Annotated in this window: 5 protein-coding genes; all 5 read left to right on the forward strand. The window is 71.8% G+C overall.

Going from position 1 to position 16,526, the window contains the following annotated elements; genetic code table 11:
* Positions 1-18 precede the first annotated feature (18 nt).
* Genes ACIRL2_RS45610 through ACIRL2_RS45630 form a run of 5 tightly spaced genes read left to right on the forward strand, consistent with a single transcriptional unit; the run spans position 19 to position 16,526 of the window.
* On the forward strand, positions 19-6,438 hold the full coding sequence (locus ACIRL2_RS45610) for an amino acid adenylation domain-containing protein (RefSeq protein WP_402240713.1): 6,420 nt from the start codon (positions 19-21) through the stop codon (positions 6,436-6,438).
* Positions 6,439-6,472: 34 nt separating this feature from the next.
* The gene (locus ACIRL2_RS45615) at positions 6,473-10,354 is read left to right on the forward strand and encodes an amino acid adenylation domain-containing protein (RefSeq protein ID WP_402240715.1); all 3,882 of its coding nucleotides are present in this window, start codon (positions 6,473-6,475) and stop codon (positions 10,352-10,354) included.
* Position 10,355: 1 nt separating this feature from the next.
* Positions 10,356-12,215: an asparagine synthase (glutamine-hydrolyzing) gene (gene asnB / locus ACIRL2_RS45620; protein WP_402240717.1), complete on the forward strand. Its 1,860-nt coding sequence runs from the start codon at positions 10,356-10,358 to the stop codon at positions 12,213-12,215.
* A gap of 26 nt (positions 12,216-12,241) precedes the next feature.
* The gene (locus ACIRL2_RS45625) at positions 12,242-14,065 is read left to right on the forward strand and encodes an amino acid adenylation domain-containing protein (RefSeq protein WP_402240720.1); all 1,824 of its coding nucleotides are present in this window, start codon (positions 12,242-12,244) and stop codon (positions 14,063-14,065) included.
* A 1-nt stretch (position 14,066) separates the two neighbouring features.
* A complete protein-coding gene (locus ACIRL2_RS45630) occupies positions 14,067-16,526 on the forward strand; it encodes a condensation domain-containing protein (protein ID WP_402240722.1) in 2,460 nt (819 codons plus the stop codon).

Genomic DNA, 16,526 nt, shown 5'->3' on the forward strand with positions numbered 1-16,526 from the left:
CTCGATCTGGAGTGTGAGATGTCGGACCGCAGCGCCGGACGTATCGAGCTCATGGCAGGGCAGCGGGGCCTGTGGTACGCCCATCGATTCGACCCCGAGAGCCCGATCCTCAACGAGGGCGAGTATCTCGACATCGACGGCTCCCTCGACATCGGCCTGTTCGAGGAGGCATTGCGGCAGACCGTTTCCGAGGCGGAGACCCTGCGGCTGAGATTCTTCGAGGACGAGGACGGGCTCCGCCAGGAGGTCGACCCGGACCTCGAACATCGCCTGCACGTCGTCGACGTGAGCGCGGACCGGGACCCGCACCGGTCCGCTCTGGAGTGGATGAGTGCCGATCTGGCCCACCCGCGCGACCTCGAACGCGGGCCGCTCGTCACGTTCGCGCTCTTCAAGCTGCACGATCGGCGTTTCCACTGGTACCAAGGCTGCCACCACATCGTGAACGACGGATTCGGCTTTCCCCTGGTGGTCGCCCGCGTCGCCGAGCTCTACACCGCCCTGTTCGAGGGCGGCTCGGCCGACGGCGAACCCTTCGAGTCCGTGCAGGCCCTCGTCGACGCCGATGCGGCGTACCGCGCCTCCCCCGCGTTCGACGAGGACCGCCGGTACTGGCTCGACCTGCTGGCCGACCGGCCCCGCCCGGTGTCCCTGGCCGGCGGGGCGGTGCAAGGACCGGCCCGCGCGCGCCGGCGCGAGACGAGGAACCTGGACCCCGCGGCGGCCGACCGACTCCGGTCCGCCTGCCGCGGCTTCGGAACCAACCTGGCCGGCCTCGCGGTCGCGGCCACCGCGCTCTTCGCCGCCCGGGCCACGGGCGAGACGGACGTGGTCATCGGCTTCGCCGTACCCGGCCGCGGCCCCGGCATCGAGCAGACGATCCCCGGAGTCGTGGCCAACGTGGTCCCCATCCGCCTGTCGGTGCGTCCCGAGACGACCTTGGCGGACCTGTTCGACCGAAGCCTTGTCCAGGTCCTGGAGGCGATGCGCCACCAGCGATACCGCTACGAGGACATCCGCCACGACCTCCGCCTCGCCCCGGGGGAGGTGCCCTGGGCGGTCTCCCTGAACGTCATGCCGTTCGACTATCGAGTCACCCTCGCCGGCCGGCCATTCGTCGCCCACAACCTCGCCACCGGGCCCTTCGAGGAGATCTCCCTGAACCTGTGGGACATCTCGCGCGACGGCAGCCTGCAACTGGCCGTCGACACCGACCCCGACCGGTTCGACGAGCGCACGCACGCCGGCTGCGCGCGCCTGCTCGACGAAGCGCTCGAGCGCGTCGTCGACACGCCGGGCAACACCCCGGTGGGCCGAATCGAGGTGCTGCCGGCCGCCGTTCGGCGGCTGCTCCTGACCCGGTGGAACCCGCCGTCCGCACCACTCCCCCCGCGCACCCTGTCCGAGCTGCTCGCCGAGCAGGCCCTGCGCACCCCGGAGCGGACCGCGCTGGTGTACCGGGACACCTCCTTGACGTATGCCGAACTCCGGGCCCGCGCGGGGCGGTTGGCCCGCGTGCTCACCGAGCGGGACGTCGGGCCCGAGCGGTTCGTGGCCGTACTGCTGCCCCGCTCCCCGGCGGGCGTGGTGGCCTTCCTGGCCACCCTCACCGCCGGAGGCGCCTACGTGCCGATCGATCCCGGGTACCCGCCGGAGCGCATCGCGTACATGCTCGACGACGCGCGACCGGCACTGGTGGTGACGACGGCGGACCTGGCGCGGGGACTTCCACCCGACTGGACCGGGCCACGGTGTCTGGTGGTGGACGAGGTCACCGGCGCCGCCGACCAAACGCCCCTCGCCGAGTCACGCGAGGCACCCGCGCCCGACCTCCTCCCGACGCATCCGGCGTACGTGATCTACACCTCGGGGTCGACCGGACGTCCCAAGGGGGTGGTGATCGAACACCGGTCGATCGCCCGGTACGTGGCGCACGCCGTCCAGGCGTACGGCGTGGGCGAACAGGACCGTGTCCTGGCGGCGTACGCCTTCACCTTCGACGGTTCCATGCTCGAACTGTGGGTCTCCCTGGCCGCCGGGGCGCGGATCGTGCTGGCCGACGACGACCAACGGCTCGACGCCGAAGCCCTGCAACGGCTGCTGGCCGCCCACCGAGTCACCGTCGCGCACCTGTCCCCGGCCCTGATGCATCTGCTGCGGCCCGACGAACTGCCCGCGCTGCGCACGGTGTCCGCCGGTGGCGAGCGCGTGCCGGCAACGCTCGTGGACCAGTGGGCCGCGGACGGACGCAAGTTCTGGAACGGATACGGACCCACCGAGACCACCGTCGACGCCGCGCAGAAACTGTGTGTCGCGCCCTCCGACGGCCGATCGCCGCCCATCGGCCCACCGGTCGCCCACGCCACGGCGTACGTGCTGGACGCCGGTCTGCACCTGCTGCCCCCGGGCGCCGTCGGCGAGCTCTACGTCGCCGGACCCGGCCTGGCCCGGGGCTATCTGCGGCGCCCCGGCCTCACCGCCGAGCGCTTCCTCCCGAACCCCTTCGGTGCACCCGGATCGCGGATGTACCGTACCGGGGACTTGGTGCGCTGGACGTCGGACGGCGATCTGGACTTCGTCGGGCGGGCCGACCGCCAGGTCAAGATCCGCGGCTTCCGGATCGAGCCGGGCGAGGTGCAGACCGCCCTGGCCCGGTGCGCCGGCGTCGCCGCCGCGCTCGCCGTGGTGCGCGAGGACCCCGGCACCGACAAGCGCCTGGTCGGCTACCTGGTGCCCGCAGCGGGAGCGCGGCCGGACATCGCCGCGATCCGTGCGCAGGTGGCCGGCTTCCTGCCCGACTACATGGTGCCCGCCGCCTTCGTCGTGCTGGACGCGCTGCCGTTGACCACCGCGGGGAAGGTGGACGAGCGCGCCCTGCCCGCACCTTCCCGCCAGGCCCCGAGCGGCGGACGCGAGCCCGGCACACCCGCGGAGAAGGCGCTGTGCGCGATCTTCGCCGAGGTGTTGGGCCTGACCTCGGTCGGCGTCGACGACAGCTTCTTCGCGCTGGGCGGCCACTCCCTGTCCGCGACGCGCCTGCTCACCCGGATCCGGACCGTGCTCGGCCGGGAGACGGGCATTCGGACCGTGTACGAGGCACCGACCGTCGCGGCATTGGCCGCCCGGCTCGGCACGACCGGCCCGGCCCGGCCCGCACTGGTCCCGGCGGTGCGGCCCGACCGGATCCCGCTGTCGTTCGCCCAGTCCCGACTGTGGTTCCTTCGACAATTCCAGGGGCCGGTCGCCACGTACAACGAGGGCATGGGGCTGCGTCTGCTCGGTGCCTTGGACGCCGCCGCCCTGCGCGCCGCGCTGCGCGACCTGGTGGGCCGGCACGAGGTACTGCGCACCGTGTTCCCGGCCGACGACGGCCACCCGTATCAGCACGTGCTCTGCGCCGACTCGGTTGACCTCGACTTGCCCGTGGTGCCGATCGACCCGGCCGACCTGGCACAGGACCTGGCCCGGGCCACCCGGCGGGCGTTCGACCTGGAGTCGGAGATCCCGCTGCGCGCGCGGTTGGTCGCCCTGTCGCCCAGTGAACACGTCCTGCTGCTGGTGATGCACCACATCGCCGGCGACGCGTGGTCGTTGCGTCCGCTGTTGGCCGATCTGAGCCGGGCATACACCGAACGCGCCGCCGGACGGGACCCCGGCTGGGCGCCGCTCCCGGTCCAGTACGCCGACTACACCCTGTGGCAGCGCAACCGCCTCGGCTCGGCGGCGGATCCGGACAGTGTCCACGCCAAACAACTGGCCTACTGGCGGCGGGCCCTGGCCGACCTGCCGCAGGAGATCAGCCTCCCGTCCGACCGGCCCAGGCCCGCCCTGCCCTCCTACGCGGGCGACTCGGTTCCGCTGGAGATCCCGGCCTACGTGCACCTGGGGCTGGTGAACCTCGCCCGGGCACACGACGCGAGCACGTTCATGGTGCTCCAGGCCGTGCTGGCCGTGCTGCTGTCCAAGCTCGGAGCCGGCGACGACGTCCCCATCGGTGCGCCGGTGGCCGGACGTCTGGACGACGCGCTGGAGGATCTGGTGGGGTTCTTCACCAACACCCTCGTGGTGCGTACGGACCTGTCGGGAGATCCGACCTTCACCGAGTTGCTCGCCCGGGTGCGGGAAACCTGCCTGGACGCCTACGCCCACCAGGACGTCCCCTTCGAACTGCTGGTCGGCGACCTGGCGGTGGAGCGTTCCCTGGCCCGGCATCCCCTGTTCCAGGTAGCGCTCGTGCTGCGTAACACTCGCGCGGGCGAACTGGTGCTGCCCGGCATCGAGGTGCACCCCGAGTCGGTGTGGACCGGCATGTCCCCGTTCGACCTGGTGGTGGAGTTCGACGACGAGTCCGCCGGGTCGCAGGGCCCCACCGGACTGAGCGGCGCCCTGCTCTTCGGCACCGACCTGTTCGACCGGAGTACGGCGTTGTCCATCGCGGACCGGCTGCGGTGCCTGCTCGCACAGGTGGTGAGCGAGCCCACCCGCCGGATCGGCGCGTTCGAACTGTGGGCGCCCGGCGAGCGCGAGCGGGTGGTGCGGGACTGGAACGACACGGATCACCCGGTCGTCGCGACCACGCTGCCGGCCCTGTTCGAGTCCCGGGTCGAACAGGGCCCCGAGCGCACAGCGGTCACCGCGCCCGACGGGAGCATGACATACCGCGAGTTCAACGCCCGGGTGAACCGGCTGGCGAGGCTGCTGGTGGCCGCCGGGGTGGGGCCCGAATCCGTGGTCGCCCTGGCCGTGCCACGCTCGCTCGACCTGGTGGCGGCGGTGTGGGCGGTGCTCAAGGCGGGTGCGGCGTACCTGCCGCTGGATCCGCGGTATCCGCCCGAGCGGATCGCCTTCCTCCTCGACGACGTCCGGCCGGACCTGCTGCTGACCACCGTGCGCACGAGTGCGGAACTGCCGCCCGGCGTCCCGCGCCTGCTCCTGGACGAGCCGCGGACCGGCGCCGCGGCGGCCGCCGAGCCGGCCGACGACCTGCGCGACGACGAACGGACCGGGCCGTTGTCGGCGCTGCACCCGGCGTATGTGATCCACACGTCCGGCTCGACCGGCAGGCCCAAGGGCGTCACCATGGGTACGGGTGCGATGGTGAACCTGGTGCAGGCGCACGCCCGGTGGGTCCGGCGGGGGCGGACGGGCATCGGCGGCCCGGTGGCGCAGTTCGCGGCGATCAGCTTCGACGTCTCGGCCTGGGAGATCATCGAGACCCTCACCTCCGGCAGGCACCTGGTCGTCCCCGACGACGAGGTCCGGCGCGACCCGGCGGCGTTCACCAGATGGCTGGACAAGCACGAGGTGGAGCAGTTCTGCGCGCCGAACGTGATGGTGGAGGCGGTGTGCGAGGCGGCCCTGGCCCAGGGGTTGGCGCTGCCGGCACTGCGCGACATCGGACAGGGCGGCGAGGTGCTGCGCCTGACCCCCGGGGTCCGAGAGTTCCTGTCCGCGCGGCCGAAGGTGCGGCTGCACAATCTCTACGGCCCCACCGAGACGCATCTGGTGACCGCCTTCTCGCTGCCGGCGGACCTGACGCACTGGGAGTCCTCGACCGCGCCGTTGGGAACGCCGATCTGGAACACCCGGATGTACGTGCTGGATCCGACCCTGCGGCCGGTTCCGCCGGGGGTGACCGGCGAGTTGTACATCGCCGGCGCGGCCCTGGCCCGCGGGTACTGGAATCGTCCCGGCCTGACCGCCGACCGGTTCGTGCCGAACCCCTTCGACGGCCCCGGCGAGCGCATGTACCGCACCGGCGACCTGGTGCGCTGGTCCGGCGACGGTCGGCTGGACTATGTGGGCCGCGTCGACGATCAGGTCAAGGTGCGCGGGTTTCGGATCGAGCCCGGAGAGGTGGAAGCGGTGCTCGGCCGGCACCCGGACGTCGACCGGGTCGCGGTCGTCGTGCGCGAGGACCAGGCGGGAGAGAAGCGGCTGGTCGCCTACGTCGTGCCCGCCGCGAACACCCGTCCGGACCCGGTCGCGCTGCGCGGCTTCGTGGCCGAGTCGGTGCCGGACTTCCTGGTGCCCACCGCGGTGCTGATCCTGGCCGACCTGCCCCTGACCGTGAGCGGCAAGGTCCATCGCCGGGCGCTGCCCGTCCCGGACTTCGCGCAGTTCGCCTCGACCCGGGCACCGGCTACGCCGGAAGAGGAGGCCCTGTGTGCGCTGTTCGCGGACGTACTGCGCCTGGAGCGGGTCGGACCGGACGACTCCTTCTTCGACTTCGGCGGTCATTCGCTCCTTGCCACCCGACTGACGAGCCGGATCAGGACCGTGCTGGGCATCGACGTCGAGGTGGGCGCGGTGTTCGAGGCGCCGACGCCGGCGGCGCTGGCCGCCCGGATCAAGGGCACGAAACGTTCGCGCCGGCCGGCGTTGCGGCGGATGCCCCGCCCGGGGCCCGCGGCCGAAGAACGGAGCGAGGGCTCGTGATCCACTCGGACCGCACCCACCTGGGGTACCGCTGATGATTCCGCTGTCGTACGCGCAACACCGGATCTGGTTCCTCAACAAGCTGGACGACGGGACGGGCTACCGCATCCCGTTGGTGTACCGACTCGTCGGGGAGCCGGACGTGGCGGCGCTGCGGGCCGCGTTCACCGATGTCCTGGCCAGACACGAAAGCCTGCGCACGGTCTTTCCCGAGTCCGACGGCGCCCCCCGCCAAGTGGTCCTGGAGGACCCCGCGGCCTGGCCCGTCCTGGCGGTCGAACGAATTCGGCCGCCGGAACTGCCCGCGGTCCTTCGAGCCGCGGGAGCACACGTCTTCGACCTCACCACCGAAGCGCCCGTGCGGTTCACCCTGCTCTCGCTCGGACCGGACGAGCACGTCCTGCTGATCCTCCTGCACCACATAGCGGCGGACGGCTGGTCGCGAGAACCACTCCTGCGCGACCTGGCGACCGCCTACGGGGCGCGGTGCGCGGGGCGGGCGCCGGGCTGGGATCCGCTGCCGGTCCAGTACATCGACTACACCCTGTGGCAGCGTGAACTGCTCGGCGACGAGGCTGATCCGAACAGTCTGATCAGCGAGCAACTGGCCTACTGGCGCGCCGCCTTGGCCGGGATCCCGGAATATCTCTCGCTGCCCGTGGACCGGCCTCGGCCGGCTGCGGCCTCCCATCGCGGCGAGACGATCCCGATGCTGATCGCACCGCGAACACACCTGGCCCTGATCGAGCTGGCCAGACAGGAGCGGGTCAGTCTCTTCATGGTGTTGCAGGCAGGGCTCGCCGCCCTGTTGACCCGGCTGGGCGCCGGCACCGACATCCCCATCGGCTCGGCCGTCGCCGGCCGGTCCGACGAGGCGATGGACGAACTGGTGGGGATGTGCGTCAACACCCTGGTGCTGCGCACCGACACCGGCGGCAATCCGTCGTTCCGGCAACTCCTGGCCCGCGTACGGGAGACGGACCTGGCGGCGTACGCACGTCAGGACGTGCCGTTCGAACGGCTCGTCGACGTGCTCGCCCCCTCCCGTTCGGCGGCGTGGAACCCGCTGTTCCAGGTCATGCTCGTCCTGGAGGACCGCACCACGAACCTCCCGTACCTCCCGGGCCTGCCGGCCACCGAGGAACCGATCGACAACCCGGACTCGAAAGTCGACCTGTCACTCCACCTCCGGGAGCGACTAACCCACGACGGCAGCCCCGACGGCCTGGAAGGCGGCCTGGAGTTCGCCCGCGATCTGTTCGACTCGATCACCGCCGAACGCATGGTCGAACGGCTGGAGTCGGTGCTCGCGGCCATGGCTGCGGACCCGGACCGCTGCATCGGCGACGTGGAGATTCTCCGGCCCGGTGAGCGCGGCGCCCTGCTCGGCGCGTGCCGCCCGGCCCCGGCTCGAACCCGGGAGCAGTTGCTCCCCGGGCTCTTCGAGGCGCAGGTGGCGCGTACTCCGGAGGCGACGGCACTGATTGCCGGGCAGGCACGGACGACCTACCGGGCACTGAACGCGCGGGCCGACCGGCTGGCCCGATGGCTCACCGGCCGGGGTATCGGCGCCGAGGACATCGTGGCGCTGCTGCTGCCGCGCTCCATCGACGCGGTCGTCGCCATGCTCGGCGTGCTCAAGGCCGGCGCCGCGTACCTGCCGGTGGACCCGGTTTACCCGGCCGCCCGGATCGCCTTCATGCTCACGGACTCGGCACCCACGCTGCTCATCACCACGGGGAGCGCGGCCGGCCCGGCCGGTGCGGGCACCGTCCCCGTTCTGGACATCGCCGCCTGGCAGCACGAGGCGGCGGATGTGCCGCCCGAAGCGGGACCGACCCGCAGTGCGCGGGCCGGTGTGCCGCACGAGGCGAACGCCGCCTATGTGATCTACACCTCCGGTTCCACCGGCCGCCCCAAGGGCGTGGTGGTGGAACACCGTTCCCTGGCCGCCTATGTGGAACAGGCACGGGCGGCGTATCCGAGCGCGGCCGGGTCGAGCCTGGTCCATACCTCGCTGTCCTTCGACCTGACGGTGGCTGCCCTGTACACCCCGCTGGTGAGCGGCGGGCACGTGCGGTTGGACGAGTTGGCCGGGCCCCGCACCGGCCCGCGCCGCCCTTCCCTCTTGGACGTCACGCCGAGCCATCTCGACCTGATGGCGGCGATGCCGGTGGATCCGTCGCCGACCCGATGCCTGCTGATCGGCGGTGAGGCGTTGCGCGGGGAGTCGCTGGCCAGGTGGCGGGAGCAACACCCGGACGTCGTGGTCCACAACCTCTACGGCCCCACCGAGGCGACCGTGGACTGTGCCCGGTTCCGGCTTGACCCGGGCGAGCCCACACCGCCCGGACCGGTTCCCATCGGCCGCCCCCACGACGGCCTGAGCATGTACGTCCTGGACGAGCGGCTGCGCCCGGTGCCCAGCGGCGTCGCGGGCGAACTGTACGTGGCGGGTCCGGCCCTCGCGCGAGGCTATCTGGGCCGGTTCGCGCTGACGGCCGAGCGATTCGTGGCGGATCCGTTCGGCCGGGCCGGTACCCGGATGTATCGCACCGGTGATCTGGCCCGCCTGCGCTCCGACGGCGAACTCGACTACGTCGGGCGGGCGGACCACCAGATCAAATTGCGCGGCCACCGCATCGAGCCGGGCGAAGTGGAGGCCGCGCTGCTGGCCCTGCCCGGGATCTCCCGGTGCGCGGTCGTGGTCCACGAGCGTTCTTCCGACGACAGACGCCTGATCGGGTATGTCGTACCGACCGGTCCGGTCGCGAGCGTGAGCCCGGCAGCCGTCCGGGCGGCCCTCGCCGACGCACTGCCCGCGCCGATGGTCCCCTCGGCCGTCGTGGTCCTTGCCCAACTGCCGGTCACGCCACACGGCAAGCTCGACCGCGCCGCTCTTCCGCTGCCGGAGACCGACGCACCGGTCGGTGACCGGCGGGCGCCGCGTACCCCCGCGGAGGCGTCGCTGTGCCAGGTGTTCGCCGAGGTGATCGGCGTCGACACGGTCGGCATCGACGACGGATTCTTCGAGTTGGGCGGGCACTCGCTGCTCATGCCGCGGTTGCTCACCCGGGCCAAGGAGGCCCTGGGGCTGGAACTGACCCTGAAGCAGTTGTTCGTGCGACCCACCGTGGCGCAGCTGCTCCGGGACCATCCCGCGACGGCGGATCTGCTCGGCCCGCTGATCCGCCTACGCGGCGGAACGGGTCGGCCGCTGTGGTGCATCCATCCGGGGAGTGGCCTGGGCTGGAGTTACGCGGGCCTGCTGCCGTACATTCCGGCCCGACACCCGGTGTACGCCCTCCAGGCGCGCGGCCTCGACGGCTCCACCGCCCTGGCCGGCAGTTTCCCCGAGCTCGTCGGGGACTACTGCTCGCGGATCGTCGACATCCAACCGAACGGGCCGTATCTGCTTGCCGGTTGGTCCTTCGGCGGAGCCGCGGCCCATGCCGTCGCGGTCCGACTGCGCGCGTCGGGGCATGCGGTCGCTCTGCTCGCCGCCATCGACGCCTGGCCGGCGGGCGCCCATACCGATCGCGAAACCGAAGAGCCCTCCGACGTCCGGCTGGTGGCCTTCGACGGCGGGGAGGCGATGGCGGCCCTGGACGAAGAGTCGGTGGCCGCGCTGCTGCGGGCCACCGACAACAACATCCGCCTCCTGCAGGATCCGGGGATCGTCCCGGAGTTCTTCGACGGCTCGCTGCTGCTCTTCGAGGCCGCGCCCGGCGGCCGAGGAACGCAGGCCGGGCAACGGTGGCGGTCCTGCATCGGCGGGGACATCGCGGTGGTGCCGGTGGACAGCGAGCACCTGCGGATGATGCGCCCCGCGGCGCTGCGCGTGATCGGACCGGTCCTCGCCCGGGCGTTGCGATCGACGATGCCCCTGTCGCCGGCGATCAAGGAGCGGAGCTGACATGTGCGGCATCACCGGGTCCATGGTCCTGCACAACGCTCGACCGACGACGGCCGAGGTACTGGAGCGGATGAGCGATACGTTGACGCACCGCGGACCGGACGCGGCGGGCACCCTGATCCGGGACGGCGTGGCGCTGGCCTGCCGCCGGCTGAGTCTGGTCGACCTCGCCGGCGGCGGGCAGCCGATGTCCAACGAGGACGGCAGCGTCACGATGGTGTGCAACGGCGAGATCTTCAACCACGTCGAGCTGCGCGCCCTGTTGCTCGCCCGGGGCCACCGATTCGGGTCGTCCTGCGACGTCGAGGTGATCCTGCACCTCTACGAGGACGAGGGGCCCGAGCTGTTGGCGCGACTCAACGGCCAGTTCGCGTTCGCGATCCACGACCGGCGCAGGCGACAGCTCTTCCTCGCGCGCGACCACGCCGGGATCGCTCCTCTGTACTACACGGACACCGGCGGGCACTTCGTCTTCGGATCGGAGATCAAGTCGATCCTGGAACACCCCGGCGTACCGCGCGACGTGGACCTCACCGGTCTGGACCAGGTCCTCACCTTCCCCGGGCTGGTGAGTCCGCGCACCATGTTCCGCGGCATCGAGAGCGTGCGCAACGGCCACTACCTGATCGTGCGGGACGGTGTCGTCACCGACCGGTGCTACTGGGCCCTGGACTACCCCCGCGACGACGTCGCGCACCGGCCCGACGAGTTCTATCCGGAACACCTGCGTGAACTGCTCACCCGGGCCGTTCGGCTCCGGATGCGAGCCGACGTCGAGGTCGGTTTCTATCTCAGCGGCGGTCTCGACTCCTCACTGATCGGCGCGCTGGCGTCGCAATCGGGACCCCCCGCCCACTCCTTCTCCATTACCTTCCCCGACGCGGCCATCGACGAGTCCGGGTATCAGCGCCTGATGGCGACCAAGGTGGGGTCCGTGCACCACGAGGCGGTCTTCACGGAGCAGGACACCCTCGCCGAACTCCAGCGCATGGTGCGCCATGCCGAGTGCCCGGTGAAGGAGACCTACAACACCTGCTCGCTGGTCCTGTCGGCGCTCGCGCGAGAACACGGCGTCAAGGCGATCCTGACCGGCGAGGGGGCCGACGAACTCTTCGGCGGGTATCCCGGGTACCGGTTCGACGCGGGCGGGCGCGGCCCGGTGGTGTCGGGCGATCCGCTGGAGGACGCCTTCGAGGACGACCTTCGCGCCCGGCTGTGGGGCGACCCGGAGCTCTTCTACGAGCGCCGGTATCACGCGTGGCGGGACGCGAAGTTCGAGCTCTACTCCGAGCAGGCCCGGGCCGCCTTCGAGGAGTTCGACTGTCTGCACCACCCGGTCGTCGACCACGAGCGCCTGGTGGGCAGGCCGCGGCTCAGCCAGCGCTCCTATCTGGACTTCACCCTGCGACTGTCGGACCACCTGTTGACCGACCACGGGGACCGGATGGCCCTGGCCAATTCCGTGGAGGCCCGTTACCCGTTCCTCGACCGCGCCGTGCTCGATTTCGCCACGCAGATTCCCAACCGGCTCAAGGTGGGCACGCGGGGCGAGAAGCTCGTGCTGAAACAGGCCGCGGAGGGACTGGTCCCGCCGGAGATCATCCGCCGGGAGAAGTACGGGTTCCGCGCGCCCGCGAGCCCTCGGCTGCTCCGGCGCAACATCGAATGGGTCGACGACCTGCTGTCCCCGGCGCGCATCACCCGTCAGGGCTACTTCGATCCGGCGGTCGTGGAGCAGTTGCGCTCGCGCAGCCTGGACGCGGGCTTCGACCTGCATCCGCACCTGGACGACGATCTGTTGCTGGTCGTCCTGACGTTCGGAATTCTGCTGGACACCTTCAACCTTCCCGGTCACGTGTGAACGCGGGTCGAGCAAAGGAAACCGCAATGGCGTTCGAACCGATCCAGTCGCTTGTCGCCCGCGCGATCGACCGCTTCCCCGACCGAGTCGCCGTACAGACCGCGCACGGCTCGCTGCGCTATCGCGAACTGGACCAACGCGTCGACGCCGTCGCGGCCGAGCTGTATCGGTGCGGAGCACGCGGCGCCTCCGTCGTCGCGGTCCTCGCCGGCGACCGGGCCGAGCTGACCGCGGCCCTGCTCGCCGTCCTGCGGCTGGGCGGTGTGGTGGTCCCCCTCGACGTGGGCACCCGGCCGGATCGGCTGGGCTGGATGCTGCGCGAGGCGGACCCCGATCTCCTGGTCGTCGGCGCCGACGACGGCGGCCTCGCGGAGCACGTGCGCGACACGTGCGACCGGGCCACCCTGGTCGATCTCGGCACGGTCAAGGACCGACCCGGGAACGACTACCCGCCCCACGTGCCGGCGCCGGACGATCCCTGCTACCTGTTCTTCACCTCCGGCTCCACCGGCCGGCCCAAGGGGATCCTCGGCCGGCTGAGCGCGGTGGACCACTACATCCGCTGGGAGGCGGAGCTGCTCGGCGCCGGTCCCCAATGGCGGGTGGGCCAGCTGATCTCGCCCGCCTTCGACGCCGTGCTGCGCGACCTGCTCCTGCCGTTGAGCGTGGGCGCGACGGTATGCGTGCCGGCCGAGGACGTCCGGCTCGACCCGGTCGCCCTGTGCCGGTGGTTGGACCGGGAACGGATCGATCTGATCCACTGCGTGCCCTCGGTCTTTCGCGCCCTGGCGGGCGCGATCGACACGGTCCGGCCGGGGTTCGAGGCGCTGAAGTGCGTGGCCCTGTCCGGCGAGCGCGTGCTGCCCACCGACGCCGCCGGCTGGTTCGACCGCTTCGGCGAGCGGATCCGGCTGCTGAACCTCTACGGGCCCTCGGAAACCACCATGACGAAGACCTTCCACTTCGTCACCGCCGCCGATGCCCGGGGCAGGTCCGTCCCGATCGGACGCCCGATGCCCGACACCGTCGTCCTGCTGCTCGACGAACGCGGCCGGGAGGTACCACCGGGGCGGGTCGGCGAGGTTCACTTGCGTACGGCCTACCGCAGCCTCGGGTACCACCGCAGGCCGCAGGAGACCGAACGCGCCTTCATCGCCGACCCCACCCGGCCCGGCGACGACGAAGTCGTCTACCGGACCGGGGACTTCGCCCGTCTGCTGCCCGACGGCACGCTCGACTTCCTCGGCCGCCGGGACCGACAGGTCAAGGTCGGCGGCGTGCGGGTGGAGCTGGACGGGGTGGAGCAGCTCTTGCGCGAGGACCCGTCGGTCGCCGAGGCGGCCGTCGTGTCGGTCGAGCCGGACGACGCCCCGCCGTACCTGTGCGCGTTTGTCGAGACCGGCACCGGGACGGACTCCGAGGAACTTCGCACTCGGCTGAGCGAGCATCTGCGCGCGCACCTGCCGGACGGCGCGATCCCGGCGGTGATCGTGCCGCTGGAGCTCATCCCGCGCACCATCAGCGGCAAGATCGACCGCAAGGCGCTCACCGTGCCCGTGCGGTCGCCGACCCGACCCGACGCCGTCGCACCGCGCACCGCCACCGAACGCACGATCGCCGGGATCTGGGCGCGTACGCTGCCGGCCCCGGTCGACGACGTGCACACCCGGTTCTTCGACGTGGGCACCTCGCTGGCCGTGATCTCGGTACTGGCGCGGCTGACCGAGGAGTTCGGGGTGTCCGTCCCGCTGGCGGACTTCCTGGCGAACCAGACGATCGAGGGCCTGTCGAACCTGGTCGAGCGTTTGCTGCTCGCCGACGACGACGCCGACGACCTCTTCGGGAGCTGACATGACCGACCAGCCGCTGGACGCCGAGCAGATCGAGTCCGTCGAACGCCGGGTGCGGACGGCCGTGTTGGACCAGGACGGCGTCCTCGACTGCGCCGTCGTGTTCAACGAGGCCGACCCCGCGGCGGCCGGTGCCCGCGCCTGTGTCCGGTGCGGGATCAGCGCCGCGTACCCGGGACTGCGCTTCGACCCGGACGGGGTCTGTTCGCTGTGCGCGCGCTATGCCGCCCATCGATCGGCGATGCACGCCTACTTCCGTGACCCGCGGGAGCTGGCGCCGCGGCTGCGCGAGGCCGCGCGAGGGCGCGGATCGGACTACGACTGCCTGCTGCTGTTCAGTGGCGGCAAGGACAGCACCTATGTGCTCTACCAGCTCGTGGGACTGGGTCTGCGGGTGATGACCTTCACCTTCGACAACGGGTTCATCTCGCGGACCGCGCTGCGCAACGTCGAGACCGTCACCGCCGAACTGGGCATCGAACACGTCACCGCCACCCACGCCGACCAGAAGCGGATCTTCCTGAACTCGCTCCAGGAGCACAAGAGCGTGTGCAACGGGTGCTTCCGCTCCCTCCTGGACCTGAGCACCGAACTCGCGCACCAGCGCGACATCCCCACGGTGGTCACCGGGCTCTCCCGCGGCCAGATCATGGACGAGCGGCTGTCCTGGTTCCACGAGCAGGGCATCTTCGACGTGGCCGAGATCGAGGAGAAGCTGCGGCTGGGCCGGGAGGTGTACCACCGGGCCGCGGGCACGGTCGACGCCGCCGCGGTGAACGCGGTCCAGGTCGTCGACTACTTCCGCTACTCGGCGGTGACGAAGGAGGACGTGCGAGCCTTCCTGCGCGAGCGCTCGTCGTTCTGGGCGCAGCCCACCGATACGGGGTTCTGCAGCTCGAACTGCATGATCAACGATGTGGGCACCTACGTCCACGCCGCGGAGCGCGGTTTCCACAACTACGAGGCGCCGACCCGCTGGGAGGTACGGCTCGGGCATCTGGACGTCGCCGAGGCGGACGCGGAGCTGCGCGCCCCGGTGGAGACCGCGCAGGTGAAACGGATGCTGGCCAGGATCGGCTATCCGGACCCGGCCGACGCCGACCGGACGGGCGCCCGGCTGGCGGTCTACTACGTCGCCGACCGAAGCGCGTCGGGCGACCGGCTCGCGGCCGCGGTGGCCGATGCCCTGCCGCCCACACTGGTACCGGCGCAGTGGGTGCAGGTGGCGGAGATCCCCAGGGTCGCGGGCGCCGTGGATCAGTGGGCTCTGCGCGGGATGCACCGCCCGAAGGCCCCGGGCTCGCGGGGCGGGGGCGTCACCGCGGACGCGGATTCCGATCGCTCGGTCGGGGTCCGTCCGGTACAGCGTCGGATTCTCGATCGGGATCCGGTCCGGGCGGCGCACCGAGCCCGAGCCCTGTTCCTGTCCTCGGAGTCTGGTTTCCCGGTCACCGACCTGAAGCGGGTGTGGCTGCAACTGCTGCTGCATCACGAGGCGTTGCGGCTGCGGTTCGGCCACGGGGATCAGGGCTGGCGGCAGTCCCGGGGCGGCCTCGGCGGTGCGGTCCACGTGTCGCGGGTGGACCTCACCGGCCAGGACCCGGGCGCGCAGGGGCAGGTGCTGCGTCGGCTCACCGACCGGATGCGGGCCCGGTTGCACGTCGATCGGGGTCCGCTGCTGCGGGCTGCGGTGGTCGACCGGGGCACCCGGCCGGCGGGTCTGTTGATCGTCGTGCACGAACTGGCCGCGGATGTCGAGTCCTGGCGGGTGCTGTTGGCGGACCTGGCCCTGGGGCTGGGACAGCTCCGGGCGGGCTCGGAGGTCCGGTTGCCGCCTGCCGCGTCGTTCCTGGACCACCCGGCCGAGCCCGCCGGCGTCGAGGACGAGGCGGGCCCGGAGGCCGCCGGGGCCGGCTGTGTCCTCCCGGGTTCGCCCGCACCCGAGCCGATCGCCGAGGAGCCGCTCGAAGCGCGCTGCCCGGTGCGCGCGGCGACGGCCCGCGACGTCGCCGCTGCGATCGCGCACGTGCTGGTCGAGGAGTTCGGCGGCGGGCGACTGGTCGCGGACGTCCTCGATCACACCACGCGCAGGCCCGCGGCACGGGTGATCGGTCCGCTGGCCGAAGCGGACCGCTGGGTGGTGACCCCGCTCGCGCGGGGAGCGAGCGTCGTACGGGTCGCGAGAGCGGCCGAGCCGGCCCGGGTGCGCTACGAACACTTCGGCGATCCGGCCGCCTCGCTGCTTCCGTCGGGGGTGGCTTGGACGCTGCGCGACACGGTGTGGCGGGACTTCGCCGGGCCGGGGCACCCGGGCGAGACCGATGCGACGATCACCGGTTTCGTCGACGCCGGCGAGCTCGTGCTCACCTGGTGGTGTCCCGCCCCCGTGGGCACGCGGCTGGCGGCGGCCCACATCCCCGAGCGCGTCGCGCGGCGGCTGATCGGGGAGCAGGCCGGCTGA

The sequence above is a fragment of the Embleya sp. NPDC127516 genome (assembly GCF_044765325.1).
Classification (GTDB): Bacteria; Actinomycetota; Actinomycetes; order Streptomycetales; family Streptomycetaceae; genus Embleya.